At 72.5% G+C, this 21,144-nt stretch carries 17 protein-coding genes, 4 pseudogenes and 1 riboswitch; of the genes and pseudogenes, 15 read left to right on the plus strand and 6 right to left on the minus strand.

Going from position 1 to position 21,144, the window contains the following annotated elements:
• Positions 1-2 precede the first annotated feature (2 nt).
• The 9 genes and pseudogenes from ACZ562_RS03150 (at position 3) to ACZ562_RS03190 (ending at position 6,990) form a co-directional block, all read left to right on the plus strand.
• Complete coding sequence (locus ACZ562_RS03150) at positions 3-1,106, plus strand: MCE family protein (RefSeq protein ID WP_471173982.1); 1,104 nt, start codon at positions 3-5, stop codon at positions 1,104-1,106.
• Entirely contained in the window at positions 1,103-2,365 is a 1,263-nt protein-coding gene (locus ACZ562_RS03155) for an MCE family protein (protein ID WP_471173609.1), read from the plus strand. Before ACZ562_RS03150 ends, ACZ562_RS03155 begins: the two co-directional genes overlap by 4 nt.
• Positions 2,362-3,639 (plus strand): MCE family protein, encoded by a 1,278-nt coding sequence (locus ACZ562_RS03160; protein ID WP_471173612.1) that lies wholly within the window; start codon positions 2,362-2,364, stop codon positions 3,637-3,639. The genes ACZ562_RS03155 and ACZ562_RS03160 overlap by 4 nt, the downstream gene beginning before the upstream one ends.
• The gene (locus ACZ562_RS03165) at positions 3,612-4,127 is read left to right on the plus strand and encodes a hypothetical protein (RefSeq protein WP_471173614.1); all 516 of its coding nucleotides are present in this window, start codon (positions 3,612-3,614) and stop codon (positions 4,125-4,127) included. Before ACZ562_RS03160 ends, ACZ562_RS03165 begins: the two co-directional genes overlap by 28 nt.
• A gap of 24 nt (positions 4,128-4,151) precedes the next feature.
• Positions 4,152-4,886 carry a hypothetical protein gene (locus ACZ562_RS03170; RefSeq protein ID WP_471173616.1) on the plus strand — a complete coding sequence of 245 codons (735 nt, stop codon included), beginning with the start codon at positions 4,152-4,154 and terminating at the stop codon, positions 4,884-4,886.
• A gap of 3 nt (positions 4,887-4,889) precedes the next feature.
• Positions 4,890-5,051, plus strand: a pseudogene (locus ACZ562_RS03175) (NAD(P)-binding domain-containing protein); the annotation flags it as partial.
• 80 nt (positions 5,052-5,131) lie between these two features.
• Positions 5,132-5,368 carry a hypothetical protein gene (locus ACZ562_RS03180; RefSeq protein ID WP_471173619.1) on the plus strand — a complete coding sequence of 79 codons (237 nt, stop codon included), beginning with the start codon at positions 5,132-5,134 and terminating at the stop codon, positions 5,366-5,368.
• A 391-nt stretch (positions 5,369-5,759) separates the two neighbouring features.
• A complete protein-coding gene (locus tag ACZ562_RS03185) occupies positions 5,760-6,455 on the plus strand; it encodes a hypothetical protein (protein WP_471173984.1) in 696 nt (231 codons plus the stop codon).
• 127 nt (positions 6,456-6,582) lie between these two features.
• Positions 6,583-6,990 carry a hypothetical protein gene (locus tag ACZ562_RS03190; RefSeq protein ID WP_471173621.1) on the plus strand — a complete coding sequence of 136 codons (408 nt, stop codon included), beginning with the start codon at positions 6,583-6,585 and terminating at the stop codon, positions 6,988-6,990.
• Between the two features lie 3 nt (positions 6,991-6,993).
• Here ACZ562_RS03190 and ACZ562_RS03195 read toward each other — a convergent pair.
• Both ACZ562_RS03195 and ACZ562_RS03200 read right to left on the minus strand, forming a co-directional pair.
• Positions 6,994-8,639, minus strand: a pseudogene (locus ACZ562_RS03195) (AMP-binding protein).
• Positions 8,636-10,306, minus strand: coding sequence for an AMP-binding protein (locus tag ACZ562_RS03200; protein WP_471173623.1), 1,671 nt, complete (start codon positions 10,304-10,306; stop codon positions 8,636-8,638). The pseudogene ACZ562_RS03195 and the gene ACZ562_RS03200 overlap by 4 nt, the downstream one beginning before the upstream one ends.
• Positions 10,307-10,521: 215 nt before the next feature.
• Between ACZ562_RS03200 and ACZ562_RS03205 the strand changes: the two genes are divergently transcribed.
• The 5 genes and pseudogenes from ACZ562_RS03205 to ACZ562_RS03225 form a co-directional block, all read left to right on the plus strand.
• Positions 10,522-10,644, plus strand: coding sequence for a hypothetical protein (locus ACZ562_RS03205; RefSeq protein WP_471173625.1), 123 nt, complete (start codon positions 10,522-10,524; stop codon positions 10,642-10,644).
• Positions 10,635-10,834: pseudogene (locus ACZ562_RS03210) on the plus strand (response regulator transcription factor); the annotation flags it as partial. The gene ACZ562_RS03205 and the pseudogene ACZ562_RS03210, both read left to right, overlap by 10 nt.
• A 184-nt stretch (positions 10,835-11,018) precedes the next feature.
• Entirely contained in the window at positions 11,019-13,946 is a 2,928-nt protein-coding gene (locus ACZ562_RS03215; RefSeq protein WP_471173626.1) for a helix-turn-helix transcriptional regulator, read from the plus strand.
• A gap of 199 nt (positions 13,947-14,145) precedes the next feature.
• Entirely contained in the window at positions 14,146-14,937 is a 792-nt protein-coding gene (locus tag ACZ562_RS03220) for a S1 family peptidase (RefSeq protein WP_471173628.1), read from the plus strand.
• 111 nt (positions 14,938-15,048) lie between these two features.
• A pseudogene (locus ACZ562_RS03225) lies at positions 15,049-15,132 on the plus strand (LysE family translocator); the annotation flags it as partial.
• A 46-nt stretch (positions 15,133-15,178) separates the two neighbouring features.
• Here the strand turns inward: ACZ562_RS03225 and ACZ562_RS03230 are convergent.
• From ACZ562_RS03230 to ACZ562_RS03240, 3 genes are all read right to left on the minus strand, one after another.
• A complete protein-coding gene (locus tag ACZ562_RS03230; protein ID WP_471173629.1) occupies positions 15,179-16,285 on the minus strand; it encodes a winged helix DNA-binding domain-containing protein in 1,107 nt (368 codons plus the stop codon).
• A 500-nt stretch (positions 16,286-16,785) separates the two neighbouring features.
• Positions 16,786-17,556 carry a CbtA family protein gene (locus ACZ562_RS03235; RefSeq protein ID WP_471173633.1) on the minus strand — a complete coding sequence of 257 codons (771 nt, stop codon included), beginning with the start codon at positions 17,554-17,556 and terminating at the stop codon, positions 16,786-16,788.
• A gap of 24 nt (positions 17,557-17,580) precedes the next feature.
• Entirely contained in the window at positions 17,581-17,802 is a 222-nt protein-coding gene (locus ACZ562_RS03240) for a CbtB domain-containing protein (protein ID WP_471173634.1), read from the minus strand.
• Positions 17,803-17,839: 37 nt separating this feature from the next.
• A riboswitch (cobalamin riboswitch) is annotated at positions 17,840-17,997 on the minus strand.
• Between the two features lie 96 nt (positions 17,998-18,093).
• On the opposite strand from ACZ562_RS03240, the gene ACZ562_RS03245 reads away from it, so the two are divergent.
• On the plus strand, positions 18,094-18,666 hold the full coding sequence (locus ACZ562_RS03245) for a histidine phosphatase family protein (RefSeq protein ID WP_471173638.1): 573 nt from the start codon (positions 18,094-18,096) through the stop codon (positions 18,664-18,666).
• A gap of 39 nt (positions 18,667-18,705) precedes the next feature.
• Here ACZ562_RS03245 and ACZ562_RS03250 read toward each other — a convergent pair whose 3' ends face one another.
• Positions 18,706-21,009 carry an ATP-binding SpoIIE family protein phosphatase gene (locus tag ACZ562_RS03250; protein WP_471173640.1) on the minus strand — a complete coding sequence of 768 codons (2,304 nt, stop codon included), beginning with the start codon at positions 21,007-21,009 and terminating at the stop codon, positions 18,706-18,708.
• Positions 21,010-21,144: the final 135 nt, after the last annotated feature.

The raw sequence follows: 21,144 nt of genomic DNA on the forward strand, positions 1-21,144 counted from the left end.
GCCTGGCCGTGAGCGTCGCGCTCGCCCTCGTCGCCACGCTCACCTGCGTGCTGTGGCCTCGCCCCGAGCCGGTGCACGTCACCGCGTACTTCCCGCACACCGTCGGCATCTATCCCGGCTCGGACGTCCGTGTGCTCGGCGTCCGGATCGGCGAGGTCGAGAAGATCACACCGGAGGGCGGCCGCGTGCGGGTGGAGCTGGAGTACGACGCGGGCCGCAGGGTCCCGGCCGACGCCAAGGCCGCGATCATCAACTCCTCGGTGGTCAACGACCGTTACGTGCAGCTGCTGCCGGTGTACCGCGGCGGCCCGGCGCTGCGGGACGGCGCGGTCATCCCCGAGTCGCGCACGGCCGTACCGGTCGAGCTGGACCGGATCTTCGACAGCCTGCACACGACGGCCGAGGCGCTCGGCCCCGAGGGTGCCAACAAGGACGGCTCCCTGTCGCGGCTGCTCGGGGTGAGCGCCGACAACCTCGACGGCCAGGGCGGGAACCTCCACCAGACGGTCGAGGACCTCTCGCGGGCCGTCACCACGGTGTCCGACGGCCGCACGGACCTGTTCGGCACGGTACGGAACCTGCAGGTGTTCACCGCGGCGCTGGCCGCCGACGACAAGAGCGTGCGGTCGTTCAACTCGAGTCTCGCCGAGGTCGCAGGGCAGCTCGCGGGCGAACGGAAGGACCTCGCGGCCGCGCTCAAGAACCTGGGGACGGCGCTCGGCGACGTGTCCGCCTTCGTGAAGAGGAACAAGAAGTCGCTGACCTCGAACGTGCGGGGCCTCAGCAAGGTGACCAAGGTTCTCGTCACCCAACGGGACGCGCTGGCCGAGCTGCTGGAGGTCGCTCCCACCGGAATGTCGAACCTGAACAACGCCTACAACCCGGCCGCGGGCACCCTCGACACCCGCAACAACGCCGACCAGGCCCAGGATCCGGCCTCGCTGCTGTGCTCCGTGCTGAGGACGACCGGCGACGAGGGCGGCAGCAACCCCGGCTGCAAGGAGCTGAGGAAACTCTTCGACTCCCTGCCCGAGGTGCCTGAGGGCCCCGCGGTGACGGGAACGGTCGACCGGACGCTCGGCGGGATTCTGGGAGCGAGCGCATGAACGTACTGCGCAAGGGCGGGGCAGTGGCCTGGGCGGCGGCCGGCTCACTGCTGCTGTGCGGCTGCGAGTTCAACGGCTGGTACGACGTCCCGCTGCCCGGCGGCGCCGCCGCGGACGGCCACGCCTACCACGTCACCGTCGAGTTCCGCGACGTCCTCGATCTGGTGCCGCAGTCGGCGGTGAAGGTCGCCAACGTCACCGTGGGCGCGGTCGAGAAGGTGGAGCTGAACGGCTGGCACGCGCGAGTACGGCTGCGGGTCGCCGACTCGGTGAAGCTGCCCGGCAACGCGGTCGCCGAACTGCGGCAGACCAGCATGCTCGGCGAGAAGTACGTGGCGCTCGCCGCCCCGGCCGGGACCGCCCCCGTGGGCCGGCTCGGCGACGGCGACCGCATCCCGCTCTCCCGCAGCGGCCGCAACCCGGAGATCGAGGAGGTGCTGTCCGCGTTGTCCGCGCTGCTCAACGGCGGTGGCGTGGCCCAGCTGAAGACGATCACCGTGGAGCTGAACCACGCCCTCGACGGCCGGGAGGACCGCGTCAGGGCGCTGCTCAAGGAGCTGAACACGTTCATCGGCGGTCTGGACGACCAGCGGGGCGACATCGTCCGTGCCCTCAAGGCCGTGGACCGGCTCGCCGAGCGGCTCGGAAAGGAGAAGGAGACGATCACCAAGGCCGTCGACACGATGCCGCCCGCCCTGAAGGTCCTCGCCGACCAGCGCCGGGATCTGACGAGGATGCTCACCGCACTGTCGAAGCTCGGCAAGACCGGCACCAAGGTGGTCAACGCCTCGCACGACGACACGGTCGCGAACCTCAGAGAGCTGCGGCCAATTCTCCGGCAACTGAACAAGGCGGGCAGCGACCTGCCCAACTCGCTGGAGCTGCTCACCACTTACCCCTTCCCGCGCAACGCCGTCGACGCCATCAAGGGCGACTACGTCAATCTGCGCATCACCGCCGACCTCGATCTGGCCGGCATCTACGGAAACCTGACGGACGAGCCCGGCGACAGCCGGGGAGACGGGGAGTCGAAGAAGCCCGACGCCCCCGGCGTACCCCGTCTCCCCGACCTGCCGGGCGTCCCCACACCCACCGCGCTGCCGAGCACGCCGGGCCTGCCGTCCCCGTCGGCACCCTCGGACGGCGGCGACCTGCTGTGCCCGCCGGTGTGCACCAGCGGCTTCACCACCGAGGGGGGCGTGCCCGAGGGCGTCGACCTCGCGCTCGCCGAGCTGATGCTGAAGGGGGTCCAGCCGTGATCACCCGTACGGTCAAGGTCCAGTTGCTCGCCTTCGCGACCATCACCGCCGTCGGGGTGTCGTACGTCGGCGCCGAGTACACCGGCCTGGTGGACGACGTCCTCGACCGCGGCTACACCGTGCAAGCGGACTTCGCCGACTCCGGGGGCGTCTTCCCCGGCGCGGAGGTCACCTACCGCGGGGTGCCGGTCGGCCGCGTCGGCGCGCTGCGGCTGACCGGCGCCGGCGGTGTCTCGGTCTCCCTCGACATCGACGACGGGGCGCCGCGCATCCCGGCCGACACCCTGGCGGTGGTGGCGAACCGTTCGGCGGTCGGCGAGCAGTACGTCGACCTGCAGCCGCGTACGGCCCACGGCCCGTATCTGCTCGACGGCAGCGCCATCCCGCGCGGCAGCACCCGCGTGCCGCTGCCCACGACCGATCTCGTCCTCAGCCTGGACCGGCTGGTGAAATCGGTGGGCAAGGACGATCTGCGGGTCACCGTCGACGAGTTGGGCAAGGCGTTCTCCGGCACCGGACCGAACCTGAGTCGCCTGGTGGACTCGGGCAACGCGCTCGTCGAGTCGGCGTCCGAATCGCTGCCCGAGACGGTCTCGCTGATCGAGGACTCGCGGAAGGTGCTGAAGACGCAGGCGGACCAGGGCTCCTCCATCAGGTCGTTCGCACGCGATCTGGCCGCGCTCACCGCGCAGTTGAAGTCGAGCGACAAAGACCTGCGCGAGCTGATCGGCAACGCGACTCCGGCCGGGCAGCAGGTGAACTCGCTGCTGAAGTCGAACGGGCCGCGGCTGTCGGTCCTGCTGGCCAATCTGATCAGCGGCGGCCAGGTGACGCTGGCGCGGCTGCCCGGCGTGGAGCAGGCGTTGGTCACCTTCCCGGTGGTGGTCGCGGGCAGCTACACCGTCGTCCCCGGCGACGGCACCACCCACTTCGGCCTGGTGGTGAACGCCGGCGACCCGCCGGCGTGCACGCAGGGGTACGGCACGGCACGGCGAGACCCCTCGGACACCAGAACGCGCGAGGCGAACACCGACGCGCGCTGCACGGCCCCGCGCGGAAGCGAGACGTCGGTGCGGGGCGCCCAGAACGCTCCCGGCGCGGCGGCCCCTTCCGGCGGCGCGGGCCGGACGGCGTACGTCACGCCGTACGACCCGGAGACCGGAACCGCCACCGGCCCGGACGGAAGGCCCGTCGAGATCGGCTCGACGGGGGGCCAACAGGCCGTATTCGGAAAGGAGTCGTGGCAATGGCTGCTCGTCGGACCGATGGCATGAGCAAGGCCCTGTCGGGCAGGGCAGGGTCGGTGGGGCTCGTCGTGGCGACGGTTCTCACCACCGCGCTGGCGATCTGGCTGAGCCTCGGGCTCTGCGAGCAGCGCGCGGCGGAGCAGCGCCGCCAGGACATCCTGGCCGCGGCACGCCAGTCGGCGCTGAACTTCACCTCGCTCGACTACCGGCACTACGGCCGGGACAGCGCGAACGTCCTCAAGGGCGCCACCGGCGACTTCAAGAAGCAGTTCACCGCGCAGACCGAGCAGCTGACCGAGCTCGTCGCCCGGAACAAGTCCGTGTCCGAGGGCCAGGTCCTCGAGGCGGGCATCGTCCGGTCCGACGAGCACTCCGCCCGTGTCCTGGTCGTCGCCGACAGCGAGGTGACCAACACCGCCGTGCCCAAGGGGGAGGCGCGCACCTACCGCCTGCAGCTCGACCTGGTGCACCGGGACGGCCGCTGGCTGACCTCCGACGTCGAGTTCGTCGGCTGACGCGCACCAGTGAGGAGTACGAGCATGACGAAGGCGACCACCCGGAGCCGCGGCTCCGGATCCGGCACCCGGCGCACCATCACCGCGGCCGCCCGCGCGGCGGCCCGGCGCGCGGAGCGCGGCCACCGCGACGCGGGCCCGGCGGCCACAGCCGAGGAGGGGGCGGAGCCGACCGGACGCACCGTGCTCGTCGAGGCCCCCACAAACGGCTGGGACGACCCGCCCGAGCCGTCGCCGGAGGCCGTCGAGGAGGATGTGCCGAAGCAGCGCGAGGATCCGCGGCGGCGGAGCCTGCTCACCGCCGTCCTGGGCGTCGTGTTCGCCGCGGGGCTGGTCGCGGCCGGCGTACTCGGGTGGCAGTACCAGGAGGGACAGTCGGCGGACGACGCGCGGGCGCAGGCGCTCGCGGCCGCGCGGAAGGCGGCGCCGGTCGTGCTGTCGTACGACTACCGGCATCTGGACCGCGACTTCACCCGGGCCCGCACCCACCTGGCGGGGGGCTTCCGCGACGAGTACCGCAAGACGACGACGACCGTGGTCGGGCCGACGGCCAGGAAGTACCACGGGGTGGTGAGGGCGACGGTCGCCACGGCCTCGGTCGTGTCGGCCTCCCCGGACAAGGCCGTGGTACTGCTCTTCGTCAACCAGGTCACCGAGAGCACCCGGGTCTCGGGCTCGCGTCTGGACCTGAACCGGGTGCGGTTGACGATGACCCGCACCTCCCAGGAGTGGAAGGTGAGCGCCGTCGACGCCCTCTGATTCGAGGCCGTCGCCTGCGGCCCCGACGGCGTCCTGGAGAACACGGAGTCCGGCGCACTGCTGATCGACATGTCGTCGAGCACCCAGCGGACGTCCGTGGACCTGGCAAAGGCGGCCGGGGACAAGGGCATACGGGTGCTCGACGCCCCGGTGTCCGGCGGCGAGCGGCGCTCTTCGGTGTCTCCGGGGCGGTTTCCAGGCGATCCCGGGGTGCGGATCCCGCCCGCCCGCAGGAGTCTGAAGGCATGACACACCCAACGGAGCATCCGCACGTCGTGGTGCACCCTCCCGCCCTGGACGGCTCCCGGCGGGTCACCGAGGGTGACGAGACACTGGGGATCGCCTCGCACCTGGACGACGTCAGCGAGATCCTGCGGCTCGCCGATCTGTATGTGACCGATGTCGCGGAGAGTGATGTCGTCGAGTGGCAGGGAGGCGGCCCCGACGACTGGCCCGGACTCTCGGAGCACCACGACGAATGAGATCCCGTCCGCGCTCGGCCATGGACGGACCACGTAGTCCTCAAATCAGCCTCTGACCCGGTTCAGGAGGCTTCAACCGCCCCCCGCCGCGGGCACGTTCCCGTCACGCGGGGCCCGGTCGGCACGGGGGCGGCGGCTTCGCCCGGACCCTGGGGGCGGACAGCTCTACGACGGCCCGGCCGCAGCCGTACGAGGTCGCGCGATGGCACGGCGGCCCCGCGGCGCCGTCACGGCGGCCGTGTTCGCCCTGCACCTGCGGGCCGCCGTCGGCCCCGGCCGCGTCGGCACGATGCGGACCTCGGGCCCCTCGTCGGGCACGGGGCGGGCCCTGCCCGCCTTGGAGAAGGCCAACAGACGGACAAGCGGGGGCCGGGTGGAGGACGATGGGGCCATGTCCGAGAGCGTGTCGGTGCGCTGCCCGGCCTGTCGGCGTGAGCAGGTCTACGCGGCACCGTCCTATCCCTGCGCGTGCGGCGCCCCCGTGGCCCCTCAACTGGACCGGCGTGCCGTGGCGACGCCCGTCACGCACCGGGCGTGGGACGAGGAGTGGGTCGCCGTGCGCTGTGCCGCCTGCGGCCGCCGCAGCCAGTGGCCCCGGCCGGAGCTGGGCTGTCCGTGCGGGACGGTGCTGCGCATCCCGGTGACTCGGGCGCGCCCGGACGCCGGGCCGGCCGTCGGTTCGCGGGCGCGCGTCTCCCCGCCGCCGCGCCGGGCGTTCCAGCCCGTCACGATCCGCACCGCCCGCGACGCGGTCACGGCCGCCGCCGTGTACCTGCGGTGGCTCGGCCACCGGGACATCCGGCGCGCCGATCAGCGCCCCCCGACCGGCATAGGCCTGGCCGCCCGCGGCCTGCTGGCCCTGGTGGACCCGACGATGCGCCCGGCGTCACCGCGGGACGTGGAGTGCCTGTGGCTGACGGCCATGTCGGAGTCCGCGGGCTGCGTCTACTTCTCCCTCGCCGGATACGCGGACGACGCCCGCGTCCGCGCCGACTCCGTGGGCGTCCCACTGTTCGTGCTCGACCTCACGGGCACGCCACGGCCCGTCAACAGTCTCGCCGACGAATTCGACGCCACGGGTGCTTAGCACACCATCGACACCGATTACCCCACTGTCCACACCGCCCATCGCACAATAAATCGAATGAGAGCATCCCGAAAAAACCCGGTACAAGAAACCGCCTGCGTCCCGGCTGCTGCACGTCGACTTCGCGTTGCCCGACCGGCCGGCCCGCAGGCGCATCTGGCAGACCCATCTGCCCGCGGAACTGCCGGTGCACGACGACGTCTCCATCGACGAGCTCGCCGACGTCGCAGAGGTGTCGGGCCGCGACATCAAGCAGGCGGTGATCCTCGCGGCGATCGGCACGGCCCGCAGGCAGCTCGGCTCGGTCACTCGGAGCACGCTGATGTCCGCACTGGCAGAACAGCGCGCCCCCGATCACCCCGGCCCGGACGCCCCCGGCACTGCGGACACCGCGACCGCGGCGACCGGGCTCTCCGGACCTGACAAGGAGGCGGTCGCCGCACGACTCCGGCGCGCTCTGGGCAAGGATGCGCCCGCCGAAGAGGCCGCTGAGGGAGCCGACGCCGACCACAGCCGACTCGACGAGCCCACCTGATCGTCACAACCCCCGGGCCGCCTCCTCCCGCAGCTCGATCTTGCGCACCTTCCCGGACACCGTCATCGGGAAGGAGTCCAGGATCCGCAGCGCACTGGGGATCTTGTAGTGCGCCACCTGCCCCTCGCAGAAGGCGCGCAGTTCCTCCAGGGTGGGCGGGTCGGCCGGATCGCGCGGGATGACGCAGGCGAGGACCTCCTCGCCGTACCGCTCGTGCGGCACGCCGACGACCTGTACGTCCGCGATCTTCGGGTGGGCGTACAGGAACTCCTCGATCTCGCGCGGGTAGATGTTCTCCCCGCCCCGGATGATCATGTCCTTGATGCGGCCGACGATCTCGACGTACCCGTCCTCACGCATCACGGCCAGGTCGCCGGTGTGCATCCAGCGGCCGGTGTCCACGGCCTCGGCGGTCCTCTCGGGCTCGTTCCAGTAGCCGAGCATCACGCTGTAGCCGCGGGTGCACAGTTCGCCCGCGGTGCCGCGCGGCCGGATCACTCCGCTCGCCGGGTCGACGACCTTGACCTCGATGTGCGGGAGCACCCGCCCGACGGTCCCCGTGCGGTGCTCCAGGTCGTCGTCCATCCGTGTCTGCAGGGAGACCGGGGACGTCTCGGTCATGCCGTAGCAGATGGAGACCTGTTCCATGTGCATCTCGGTGACGACCCGTTTCATCACCTCGACCGGGCAGGGCGAGCCGGCCATGATGCCGGTGCGCAGGGAGGTCAGGTCGTACGCGCCGAAGTCCGGCAGGTTCAGCTCCGCGATGAACATGGTCGGGACGCCGTACAGGGAGGTGCACCGCTCCTGCTGGACCGCCTCCAGTGTGGCCTTCGGTTCGAAGGAGGGGGCCGGGATGACGATGCAGGCCCCGTGGGATGTGGCTCCCAGGTTTCCCATGACCATGCCGAAGCAGTGGTAGAAGGGCACGGGCAGGCAGACCCGGTCCTGCTCCGTGTAACCGATCGTGCGCCCCACCCAGTAGCCGTTGTTGAGGATGTTGTGGTGGGAGAGCGTGGCACCCTTCGGGAAGCCGGTGGTGCCCGAGGTGTACTGGATGTTGACCGGATCGTCGCAGCTCGACTCGGCGGCGGTCTCCTCCAGTTGCTCGTGCGGCACCGAGGCCGCGCCCGCCGTCAGCGCTTCCCAGGACGGGTCGCCGATGTACACGGTCTCCCGCAACCCGGGGCACCGGCCCCGCACCTGGTCCACCAGCGCCCGGTAGTCGCTCGTCCTGTGGGCGAGCGAGGCGATCAGCACCGAGACGCCGGCCTGCTTCAGCACGTACGCCAGCTCGTGCGCCCGGTAGGCCGGGTTGATGTTCACCATGATCGCGCCGATGCGGGCGGTGGCGTACTGGACGAGGACCCTCCCCCACTGCCTTAAGGGCGTGGGAGGTACCCCCATGGGCAGTTGACCGCCCAGATCCCGACCCGGTCGCCCTTCGTCACCCCCTTCGCCAGCAGTCCGCGCGCGGCCTCGTCGACCGCGGCGCCGAACTCGGCGTAGGTCCAGCGCCGCCCGGAGGGCACGTCCACCAGGGCCTCGCGGCCCGGGTACGCGGCGATCGCCCGGCCGAGGGCGGCGCCCACGGTGTCGCCGAGCAGCGGGGTCTCGTCGGTCCCGTGCGTGTACGACAGGCCGGTCACCGGAAGTCCTCCTCGCGGTACTCGTCGGCCGAGCCCGCGGCCGTGGCCTCGCGCAGCTCGATCCGGCGGATCTTGCCGGACACGGTCTTGGGCAGGGGCGCGAACTCCAGGCGGCGGATGCGCTTGTACGGGGCCAGGACCTCCCGGGAGTGCTCGAACAGCGCCTTCGCCGTGCCGGGGCCGGGCTCCCAGGACTCCGCGAGGACGACGTACGCCTTGGGCACGGCGAGGCGCAGCTCGTCCGGGGCGGGCACGACGGCCGCCTCGGCCACCGCCTCGTGCTCCATCAGCGCGCTCTCCAGCTCGAAGGGGGAGATCTTGTAGTCGGAGGCCTTGAAGACGTCGTCGACGCGGCCGACGTAGGTGATGTAGCCGTCGGCGTCCCGGGAACCGATGTCGCCGGTCCGGTAGTAGCCGCCGGCCATCGCCTCCGCCGTACGGTCCGCGTCGCCGTGGTAGCCGGTCATCAGGCCCACCGGTTTCACGGACAGGTCGAGGGCGATCTCCCCCTCGGCGGCGCCCGGCGCGCCGGAGACCGGATCGAGGAGTTCGACGCGGTAGCCCGGGCTCGGCCGCCCCATGGAGCCGGTCTTCAGGGGCTGGCCGGGGCTGTTGGAGACCTGGACCGCGGTCTCGGTCTGCCCGAAGCCGTCGCGGATGGTCACGTCCCAGGACCGGCGGACCTGCTCGATGACCTCGGGGTTGAGCGGTTCGCCGGCGGCCACGGCCTCGCGGGGCGGGGTGCGCAGCTGGGTCAGGTCGGCCTGGATGAGCATGCGCCACACGGTCGGCGGGGCACAGAAGGTCGTCACGCCGGCACGGTCCATCTCCGCCATCAGCCGGGCCGCGTCGAAGCGCGCGTAGTTGTACAGGAAGACGGTCGCCTCCGCGTTCCACGGCGCGAACAGGTTGGACCAGGCGTGCTTGGCCCAGCCCGGCGAGGAGATGTTCAGGTGCACGTCACCGGGCTTGAGGCCGATCCAGTACATGGTGGCCAGGTGCCCGACCGGGTACGACACGTGGGTGTGCTCGACGAGCTTGGGACGCGCCGTCGTACCGGAGGTGAAGTACAGCATCAGCGGGTCGTCGGCGGGGGTCGGGCCGTCGGGGGTGAAGCCGGGCGGGGCCGCGTACGCGTCCTCGTACGGCCGCCAGCCCTCCGGCGCACCGCCGACCGCGATCCGGGTGTACCCGCCGGGCACCTCGTCGAACTTGCCGGTGTCCTCTGCGCGCACGAGCACGTGCCGGACGCGGCCGCGCTCGACCCGGTCGCGCAGGTCGGCGGGGCCGAGCAGCGGGGTGGCCGGGATGACGACGGCGCGCAGCTTCATCGCGGCCAGGGCCGTCTCCCACAGCTCGGCCTGGTTGCCGAGCATGACGAGGATGCGGTCCTCGGCACGGACGCCCCGCTCCCGCAGCCAGTTCGCGACCCGGTCGGAGCGGTCGGCCGTCTCGGCGAAGGACCGGACGGTCTCGGTGCCGTCCTCCTCGACGATGTGCAACGCGGTCCGCTCGTTGCCGTCCGCGATGACGTCGAACCAGTCGAGAGCCCAGTTGAAGTGCTGTGGGCGGGGCCAGGAGAAGCCCTCGTAGGCCGTGGCGTAGTCCTCGCGGTGCGCCAGCAGGAAGTCCCGCGCCGCGCGGAAGAGCTCCGTAGCCGTACTCATCTGTCCTCCTCCTCTTTCGGTCGTTCACCTCCGGGGCGCTCCAGCCCCTGCGGCTCACTCCCGCGCCGTACCGGACCATTGCCGGGCGGCTCTCTGCCATCGTGTAATCCGTGATGCAGGTCTCACTACCCCCGAACGGGGGTGAGCGCTCGCGGGAGGCACCCCGAAAGGGGGTCCCCTCGCCGCAGGGAACCCGCGAACGAAGGGGCGAGTACGTGGCAGCAGACACGACCGGGGCGGCCGGGACGGTGGAGATACGCGGTGCGCTCCTGCGGCTGCGGCGCGCGACCGGGCTCCCGGTCGCCTTCGGCGGGGAGCACCGCCGGCGGCCGGGGTGAGTCTTGCGCCCCGAGAGCTGGATGTGCTGGCGTGCGTCGCCTCGGGGGCCACGAAGGTGGTGGCCGCGGAGCGGACGGGGGTGCGGGCCGGGACGGTGAAGGGGTACCTCCGGTCGGCCATGCGCAAGCTCGGGGCCCGTGCCCGCGGGGAGGCCGTGGCCCCGCACGCCGGGCGGGTATATTGCCGTGACTTGGCTGGTTCCCGACCCCCCGCACACGTTCGGCGCACCTCACAGATGAGCACTTATTCATTCAGACGCGCTTTGAATTTCCGCCCGCCTGGGCCGCTGTTATATCCCTCACGACGTCGTCCGTCCGAATTTCAAAGCGATGTTGCCTAGAATTTGGGCCTCACGAGACACAGGAGGGGAGCGGTGACCGTGCGACGGGACTTCCAGGAGCCTGCGAGATGCCGCCCCGACCTGGTCATCGGCCGCGAGGAGCTGTTCAGCGCGGCCCGTGAGCAGCTCAGGCAGGGTGGGAGCGTGCTGCTGCACGGCCCCGCGGGAATAGGAAAGTCGACCGTCCTGCGGTCATTGGCAGCCGAATACGCCGAGTCGGCACGGACCGTGTTGCGCTGCTCGGCGACCGAGTCCGAATCCCATCTCCCCTTCCTGGCCCTGGCCGACCTCCTCGGTCTGGCCGTCGGCGAGGTGGCCGACCAGCTGCCCTCGGCCCAGCGCACGGCCCTGGAGTCGGCGCTCACCGGCCGCGGCGAGTCCACCCTCCAGCGCGACGGGCTCGCGCTGCGCCTGGCCGTGCTGTCCGTGCTGCGCGCGCTCGCCGCCGCGGGCCCCGTCCTGATCGTCGCCGACGACCTGCAGTGGCTGGATCCGGCCAGTGCGGAACTGCTCGGCTTCGCCGCCCGCCGCCTGGGCGGCACCCCGGTGCAGATGCTGTGCGCGGAGCGGACCGAGGGCGAGCAGTACGACCGCCATCTACGCGCGTCCCTGCCCGACACCGTGGCCGTCCGCCTCGGCCCGCTCTCCCGCGCCCAGGTCTCCGCGCTGCTCGACCACCGCGGCTACACCGGCCTGCCGCGGTCCACCGTCCGTGACATCCACCGCACCAGCGGCGGCAACCCGCTGTTCGCGCTGGAGCTGGGCCGCGCGCTGGCCGAGAACCCCACCCCTCCCCGGCCGGGTGAGCCGCTGCCCGTGCCCACCTCGCTGCGGGCTCTCGTACTGAACCGGCTGGAGATGCTGTCGTACGAGGCCCGCCGCACTCTCCTGGTGGCCAGCGCGGGCGCCCGCCCCACCCTGGCCCTGCTGCACGCGGCCGGCCGGGAGAACGCCGACGCCGAGACGGGGCAGGCGGCGGAGCTCGGGCTGCTCGCGACGGAGCCGGAGGGGGCCGCCGTAAGGTTCGCGCACCCTCTGATCTCGGCGGCGCTGTACGCGGAGGCCTCGGCGCAGGACCGGCGTGCGGCGCACGCCGCGCTGTCCACGGCGGCCTCCGATCCGATCGAGCGGGCCCGGCACCTGGCCCTGGCGACCACCGGCACCGACCCCAAAGTGGCGGCCCGGCTCGCGGAGGCCGCGACGCTGGCACGGGACCGCGGGGCGCCGTCGGTGGCCGCGTCGATGGGGCTGCTCGCGGCCCGGCACACCCCGCCGGACAGCAGACCGGCCCCGGACGAGAGGCGGCTCGAGGCCGCCGAGGACGCGATCACCTCGGGCGAGGTGGACCTCGCCCGGGACATCGCCCGCGACGTGCTGACCCGGGCCACCGTGCCCGCCGACCGGGTACGGGCCTGGATGGTGGTGATCGAGGCGGCCGGCCAGGCCCTCGGTGACGTGGACGCGGTCTTCCCGCAGGTACTGGCCGACGCGGGTGACGACCCGCGGCTGCTCGCCCTGGTCCACTACCAGCTGGCCTGGCGGGGCCTGGTCGTGGAGGGCGACTTCGCGGAGGGCCGGGAGCAGGCCGCGCACGCGGCGGAGCTCGCCGCCCGGGCCGGCGACCGGCGCACCGAACTCCTGGCGCTCGCCTTCCAGGCCCAGACCGAGACCCTGATGGGCCACCCGGACGCCCCCGCCACCATCAAGCGCGCGCTGAAGGAGCCCCAGGACCCCGAGGTGGCCTGCCATCACAACGGCCCGGGCTCGACCCGGTACCGCTGGCTGATCATGAGCGATCAGCTGACCGAGGCCCGCAGCACGGTCACCGCGCTGCTGCGTGAGGTGCGGCGGCGCGGCGTCGTCGAGAGCGAGGTGCATTTCCTGCGCCTGCTCGCCGAAACCGAACTGCGCTCCGGGCACTGCGGCCGGGCCCTCGACCTGGCCCGCGAGAGCCTGCGGATGGCCCGCGACACCGGCATCGGTACGGTGGCCTCCGCCCTGCTCACCTCGTTCGCGGAGGCCGCGGGCGGGGACGTGGACCGGGCCTTGGCGCTGGCCCGGGAAGCGGTGCAGCACGCCGAGGAGGACGGCGACCAGATGTACGTCTCTCGTGCCCTGGCCGCCCTCGGGCACGCCCAGCTGGTCGCCGGGGACGCCGCGGGCACGGTCCGGTCGCTGCGGCGGGTGCGGGAGCTGGAGCAGGGGCTCGGCATCACCGACCCGGCGCGCGGCCGCTGGCACGGCGACCTCGCCGAGGCCCTGGTGCGTATCGGTGAGACAGGCGAGGCGCAGGACGTCATCGACGTGACGCGGGAGCACGCGCTCAGGCTGGACCGCGAGAGTGTGCTGGCCGTGCTGGACCGGGCCGAGGCCCTGGTCCGGGCGGCGCGTGGCGAACACGAGGCCGCCCTCGCCCAGCTGACGTCCGTTCAGGACCGGCTCGCCAAACTGGGATACGGCCTGGAGGAGGCGCGGGCCGCGTTCGCGCTGGCCTCGCTGCGTACCGCCCGCCGGCCGGGGCCGACCGAAGGGGCGCGCCTGTGGCGAGGGTCCGAGCGCGCGGAGGCCCGAAGGGCGGAGCACCGTCGGACTCTCGCCACAGGCTCTGACGCCCCGGAGGCGAACCGCGGAAGTACGACGTCGTACGACGAGGCGGCGCGGCTGTTCCGGCGCTGCCGCGCGCTGCCCTGGCTGCGCCAGGTGGAGGCGGCCGCCGTCGCCGCGCCGTCGCAGCCCGCCCCGGCGCCCGTCCCCGCGCTCGACGCGCTGGACGGCCTCGCCGCGATGGAGCGTCAGGTCGCCGCGCTCGTCATGGAGGGCGCCACCAACCGGGAGATAGCCGGGCGGCTGTTCATCAGCGTCAAGACGGTCGAGGCGACGCTCACCCGGGTCTACCGCAAGCTGGGGATCCGCTCGCGGGTGGACATCGTCCGACTGGCGGCGGGGCGCCACTCGAAGTGAGGCCCGTGCGGGTTTACTGGGTTCGACCGAGGGTTAACCCTGCCCAACTCCCTTAGGGGGTTCCCTCATTGGGAAGAGGGAGCGCCGGGTTCTAGCGTAAGGGCGTGCCGCTCGCCGGGCATACGGGGGTCGGTCCCGCGACCCCCGTGCTCACCCCCACCCGCGCGTCCCCCACCGGCAACCCCCACTGAGGAGACTCATGTTCGGGCTCAACCGCGCCAAGAAGACCGGCGCCGTCGTCGCGGCCACCGCTGCCGCCGCCGCCACCGCGCTGCTCGGCGCTCCCAACGCCACGGCCGCCCCCCAGCCCATCGTCGGCGGCACGACGACCACGACGACCGCGTACCCGTTCATGATGCAGATCACGGACGCCTCGCAGAGCCAGTTCTGCGGCGGCACCCTGGTGTCGGCCACGAAGGTGGTCACGGCCGCGCACTGTATGGTCGGCGAGACCACCAGCAGCGTCCGTGTCGTCGGCGGGCGCACGTACCTCAGCGGCACGAACGGCACGGTCAGCAGAGTCAGCAAGATCTGGATCAACCCGGGCTATACGGACGCCACCAACGGCGACGACGTGGCCGTGCTGACCCTGTCGACGTCGATGCCGTACACCACGGCGAAGTACGTCTCCTCCTCGAACACCTCCGTGTACGCGGCCGGCACGACCGCCCGCATCCTCGGCTGGGGCACCACCTCCTCAAGCGGCGGCTCCTCCAACCAGCTGCGGACCGCGACCGTCCCGATCGTGTCCGACTCCAGCTGCGCCGGCTCGTACGGCTCCGACTTCATCGCGAGCGACATGGTTTGCGCCGGATACACCTCCGGCGGTGTAGACACCTGCCAGGGCGACAGCGGCGGTCCCCTGCTCATCGGGGGCGTCCTGGCAGGTATCACTTCTTGGGGCGAGGGCTGCGCCGAGGCCGGTTACCCGGGTGTCTACACCCGGCTGACCACCTTCTCGAGCCAGGTGACCGCGCAGGTCAACTCGTAACCCGGCAGTTCTCCTGAGTATCCCTCAGGTGAAAAACCAGGGGGCGTTGCGGGCCACCACGAGCGGCCCGCAGCGCCCCCTCTCCACGCGGCGCTCTCCGCGGGGGAGGGTATGGGACTGGTCCCGGTCTCCATCGGCCTGATCACGGACACCCTGTGGGGCCTGACCGCGTCGGCGGCCCGCACCTGGTTCGCCCGCCCGGGCTGACGGCCTCTCCGTGGTCATGACGGCGAGAGCCCCTTCACTGTCGTACGACGGCACCGAACCGGATGTCGTACGCGGTCCCGGGGTGCAGCACCGCGAGCATCCGCTCCCCCTCGGCGGTGACGTCGTCCCGCTGCGCTTTGGTGAGCCGGCCGAAGGGCTCGACGACGAGGGCGCCCTCCTCCAGCTTCCACACACCGGCGAGGAAACCGTCGACGAGGAGCGTGCAGGAGGTCTGGTTGCCCTGCCAGGCGCGGCCCCGGTACTCGGGCGGCACGACGCGGGTGCGGTCGGCGTGGGAGAGGAGGAGGTTGTCGAACTCGGGGAGGAAGCGGGGCGGGGCCGGGGTGTCCGGGCCGGGGCGTGGGGCGTCCGGGAGGTCGAAGAGCTCGACGCCGTTCTCGTCACGGAAGGCCAGGAGCTGTGGCCGGAGTCGTTCGAAGGCGTCGCGCAGCCGGGTCAGGCCCGCCCAGGTCTGCATGTCCTTGACGGACGCCGGGCCGAACGCGGCGAGGTAGCGCAGCACGGTCGCGTCGGGTGCCGGGGCGGGCTCGGCGGGGCGGCCGAGCCAGTGCTCGGCGGTGGTGAGGGCGACCTGGCCGCTCCTGCCCCACAGACCGCGCGGGGTGACCTGCACGAGCGGGAGCCGGCAGCGGGCGGCGATGGCGAGAGCCTGCGGGTCGGCGTCCGGCCACTCGGTGAGCAGCGCCTCGCGCAGCTCCTTCATGGTGCGCGGCTCGGCCTCCACCAGTTCACGGGCGAGTACGGCGAGCCGGTCCAGATCGACACCCTCAAGGCCCTTGCGGAAGTTGGTGAGTTCCCGGTCGCGGGCGGTCTGCACCAGGGGGCGCAGGGTGAGGCAGTCGTCGGCTGTGTGGGTGTGGATGGTCGAGCGCATGGTGACGATACGGACGACCTCGCGCTCCGCCATCAGCCCCGACAGCTCCTCGGGGGTGAATCCGTCGAGACGGGCGGCGAGCGCGTAGTACGGCGGCTTGACGTTCTGCGCCTGCAGGCCCAGGAGGTGCCGCACGGCGTCCTTGGCGGACAGGGACGCGCGGCGCAGCAGCAGTTGCCGGTCGAGGGTCGCGCGGTTCAGGGCACGGGTGCCGGCCGCGGGGGCCGTCGCGGTCGTCTTCGTCATACCGTGCACGCTAGCGGCGCTTGCGGACACCTTCTGTCCGCAACTCTCACCGAATCCCGGTCCGGCCCGGCACACCGGCGCCGTTTGCCCCGTGCCGACGGGCTTGGTCGCGCACGGCGGCTTCTCCGGTGACGGGCGTCCGGACCTCGTGGGCCGTACCTCGGCCGGTGCGCTGTACATCCGCTGGGCAGCCCACCTACCCGTGACGTACCGGCGCGGCGCCGAACAGACCGCGGCGCCGGCGCGGCGGACGGCCGGCGAACTGCTGGAGACCGCCCCGCCGCGACAGGCGACCGGCCGAAGGCGTCCGTGTCGACGGCCCTCCGCCCCGTCGTGCGGCACGAGGAGCGCGACGGCCGGCGCGAGTCCTTCGCCGGGCGCGGCGGGCATACGCCGCCGAAGAGAGAGCCCGCTACCAGGGCGGCCGGCCGACGCGGGTGCCCGCGCCATGGCCGACGGCCCCGCCGGAGGTTTCCCGCGGGGCCGTCGAAGTGGCGTTCTCAGTGCGGTACCGGGGTGGCCCGCGTGGTGGTGGCCTGCTCTGCGGCGGCTGCCGTACGAGGGGCCAGGACCCGTTCTGCCAGGATTCCGAAGAGCAGCCCGAAGACGGTCCACAACGTCGCCTGGACGGCCAGGGCCGCCAGACGGAACTGCCACAGCAGTGTGGCCGGGAAGTCCGCCGGGACCTCGTTGAAGGACGGCAGGAACGCGTACGCGAGCCCGATGACCAGGACGAAGAACGCCCCCGCGGCCAGCGTCGCGTTCCAGTTCCCGAGGCGCGGCGCCAGGCGCTTGCCCAGAATGACGGCGCCGACCGCGAGCAGCACACCGAGCACCATCATCAGGAAGTACAAGGTGGTGCGCTTGGCGATGGTGCCGGGGTCGCCCACGGCGGGCGGGTTGGCGGGGTACTTCAGGAACGGCACGAGGTACACGGCGATCAGGCCGGCGGCCGCGAGGAGCAGCGCGCTCGCGCGCGGCCCGAAGCGGCCGATACGGCCCAGGGCGAAGCAGTACGCGAGGGCTGCGATGCCGCCGAACGCGATGCCGTAGACGAGCACACCGGTGGACAGGCCCGCGGTGGACTGCATCGTACGGGTGACGAGTTCTGCGCCGTGCTCGTGCTCGTGGGCGTGCGCCTCCTCGTAGGCGATGGCCGCGTCGACGCGCGACTCGCCCAGGAAGTAGGCGACGACGAGGGCGAGCAGGCCCGCGGTGAGACCCGCGAGCATGCCACGCACCAGTAGGTTTCTGACGGTTGCGGAGTTCATGAGCTCGTACTTTCCTCGCCGCTGTCAGTGGCAGGGGAAGCCGAGCAGGTGGCGGGCGTCATGCACCCACTCGTGCACGTCCTCTCCGCTCATCACGGCGGTGGCGCCCTGCTCGGCGCCGACGAAGTAGAGCAGGACCAGCATCAGGATGCCGAAGAAGACCGCCCAGGGGGCGATCGCGCCGATCGGCAGCTTGGCGGGTACGGCGGTGGGGTTGGTGGTCGGCTGAGCGACAGACTGCGCCATGGCAGGCCCTCCTGGGGGAACTCGCGTCCCGTCTCGGTGGTGCACAGGACGACGGGAACGGGTCTGACTTGCCCGCCGCACACCGAGGTGGGCGAACCGGGCTTACAGTGGCGCGACCGTGCCGGACTCTCACCGGCTTCCGCGGAACCGTCGTCGGTGTCCGTCGTGGACACCGCCCGTGAAGGTACCGCGAAGCGGAGGCGCGGCCAAGAGCGCACGGGCGCACGCCAGGGGGTCTGGAGCACCTCAAGTCCCCGGGGCGGCAGGGAAGTCGAGCACGGGAACGGACAGATGACGAGCCGAGTGATGTTGATCTCACCTGCGATCAGTGCGGCGCTGAGGGAGGCCCGGTTCGACGACGGCTGCTCACTCGACGCGGCCGGACTCCGGCTCGCGCGCGCCGCGGCCGAGACTCCCCGACCTGAGGGCCGGGCCTTGGTCTCCCCCACGGTGCGGTGCCGCGAGACTGCCGAGGCACTCGGTCTGGACGCCCTGGTGGTAACGGAGTTGACCGGTCTGGACGTGGGCCGCTGGCGCGGTGCGAGCCTGGCGGAGGTGAGCGCCAAGGAGCCGGAGGCCGTCGCGCTGTGGCTGTCGGACCCGGCTTCCGCGCCGCACGGCGGGGAGTCGGTAAGGGACTTCTGCGAACGGATCGGCACCTGGCTGGAGTCGGCCGCGCGATCGGCGGGCCGCACCGTCGCCGTCGTGGACCCCGAGGTCGTACGGGCCGCGGGGGTGCGGGCACTCGGGGCGCCCGAGTCGGCGTTCTGGCGTATCGACGTGCCGCCCCTGACGGCAACCGAGTTCAGCGGACGGTCCGGACGGTGGAACCTCCGCGTCGGAGCGCCGCTGGGCCGGGCGTAGGCCCCGGCGGGGGGCGGGGCGCTGGGAAGGGGTGTCGCGTCAGGCGGCGGAGCCGTTCAGCTCGGCCCAGACCGTCTTGCCCTGTCGGGCGTGGCGCGTCCCCCAGTGGTCGGCGAGCTGGGCGACCAGGAGCAGACCGCGGCCGCCCTCGTCGAAGACGCGGGCCCGGCGCAGGTGCGGGGTGCTGCTGCTGGCGTCGGACACCTCGCACATGAGGGTGCGGTCGTGGATCAGGCGCAAGCGGATGGGGGGCCGGCCGTAGCGGATGGCGTTGGTGACCAGTTCGCTCACCACCAGTTCGGCGATGAAGTCGAGTTCCTCCAGCCCCCAGATGCCCAGCTGTTCGGAGACGCGCTCCCGGGCCCCGGCCACGGCGGCGGGGTCGGCGTCCAGGTCCCAGGCGGCGACCTGGCCGGCGCCGAGGGCGTGGGTGCGGGCCAGCAGCAGTGCGACGTCGTCGGGCGGCCGTTCGGGCAGCATCGCTGTCAGCACGTTGTCGCAGGTGGCCTCCAGGGAGGGAGCGGGGTGGGCCAGGGCTTGGCGCAGCGTGGCGAGGCAAGCATCGATGTCGTGGCCGCGGACTCCGAACAGGCCGTCGGTGTAGAGGGCGAGGAGGCTGCCTTCCCGCACGTCGACCTCCGCCGCCTCGAACGGCAGGCCGCCCAGGCCGAGCGGCGGGCCGGGAGGCAGGTCGAGGACGTCGACGTTTCCGTCCGGGCTCACCACGACGGGCAGCACATGCCCCGCCCGGGCGAGGGTGCAGCGGCTGGAGACGGGATCGTAGACGGCGTACAGACAGGCCGCCCCGACGTCCCCACCGACCTCGGCGCCAGGGGCCCTGAAAGGCACCGCGTCCGGGGCGACCGGGCCTGCGGCACGCGAGCCGCCCGAAGCCCCCGCATCCGGGGCGTCCGAGCCGCCCGACCCCCCGCTCCCCGAGCCGGCCGACGCGGTGGCCGCGTTTGTCGCGGTGACGGACTCGGCGGCCGGATCGTCCGGTGTACTGGACGCTTCCGCGGACAGGCGGATGACGACGTCGTCCAGGTGGGTGAGGAGTTCGTCGGGGGGCAGGTCGATGTCGGCGAGGGTGCGTACCGCCGTCCGCAGGCGGCCCATGGTGGCGGCGGCGTGGATGCCGTGGCCGACAACGTCGCCCACCACGAGCGCGACACGCGCCCCGGACAGCGGGATGACGTCGTACCAGTCGCCGCCCACGCCGGCCTCGGCGCCGGCGGGCAGGTAGCGGCAGGCGACCTCCACGGCGGACTGCCGCGGCACAAACCGCGGGAGGAGGCTGCGCTGCAGGGCGAGCGCGGTGGCGCGCGCGTGCGTGTAGCGGCGGGCGTTGTCGACGGCCACCGCCGCCCTGGCGGCGATCTCCTGGGCGAGGAGCAGATCCTCTTCGTCGAAGAGGTCGGCGCGGCGGTGGCGGTAGAACTGTGCGACGCCCAGCGTGGTGTCACGCGCGCGCAGCGGCACCACCAGCAGCGAGTGGAGGGGCTGGTCCGCGGCGCGGTGGTGCTCGGAAGCCGCGGCCACGCCGCCGGGCGGCTCGTCGAGGCCGTGCCGGGAGGGCTGCCCGGTGGCGAGTGCGCGCGCCGACGGTGATCCGTCCGGATAGGTGTGGAGCCGCTGCGGCGGGATCGTCGATGCCGGGTCGCGCTCCACCACCGACCGCTGGGCGACCCGGCGCAGCAGGGGCGGGCCCGCCGCCGGGGTGTCGTCCGCGCGGAGCGCGGAGTCGAGCAGGTCGACGGTGACGAGGTCGGCGAACTGCTGGGTGGCGACATCCGCGAGTTCCTGGGTGGTGCGGACGATGTCCAGGGTGGTCCCGATGCGCATGCCGGCCTCGTTCACCATCGACAGCCGCCACTGCAGCCGGCGCTCCCGTTCCTCCTGGAACGCGAGGACGCCCCGCTCCGACGCGCGGTCCAGGTATCCGGTCGCCGTCGCGATCAGCTTGCGCGATGCCGAGCTGATCAGCTCGGCGTCGTCCGTCAGCCGGGGCATCTCTTCCAGGAGTGCGTCGAGGATGATGCCCTGTCCCAGCCGGAAGGCCCGCAGCATCGCGCTGACGGGAGTGCCCTGCCGAGCGAGCCGCCGTGCGCGCCCTGCCTGCTCGGCCGGCCCTTCGAGTCCGCCCGGATCGACATCGTGCTCGAGGCCGTACAGCACTGCGAGGACGTGCGCGGCGACGCTTTCCGACGCCATGACGTCCGGGTTCTCCCACAGGTCCGGAACGTCACGACGCAGACGCCGCTCCACCTCGCGGATCAGCTGCTCCGCTCTCCGGCTGAGCTCACGCGCGGCACAGGACACAAGGCTGTCCGCAGTGAAGTCCACCCTCACGACGTTACGCCGCAAGGGCACGTACGCCTCGCCGGAAGGCTCCCGGCCCGGGTGTGCGCCGGTGTGCGCCGGTCGTCGCGTCGTAGCGACCAAACCCGCCGACTTCGCGAGGTGGAGGTCGGTGTTGTC

Source organism: Streptomyces sp. NPDC040410 (genome assembly GCF_055595715.1).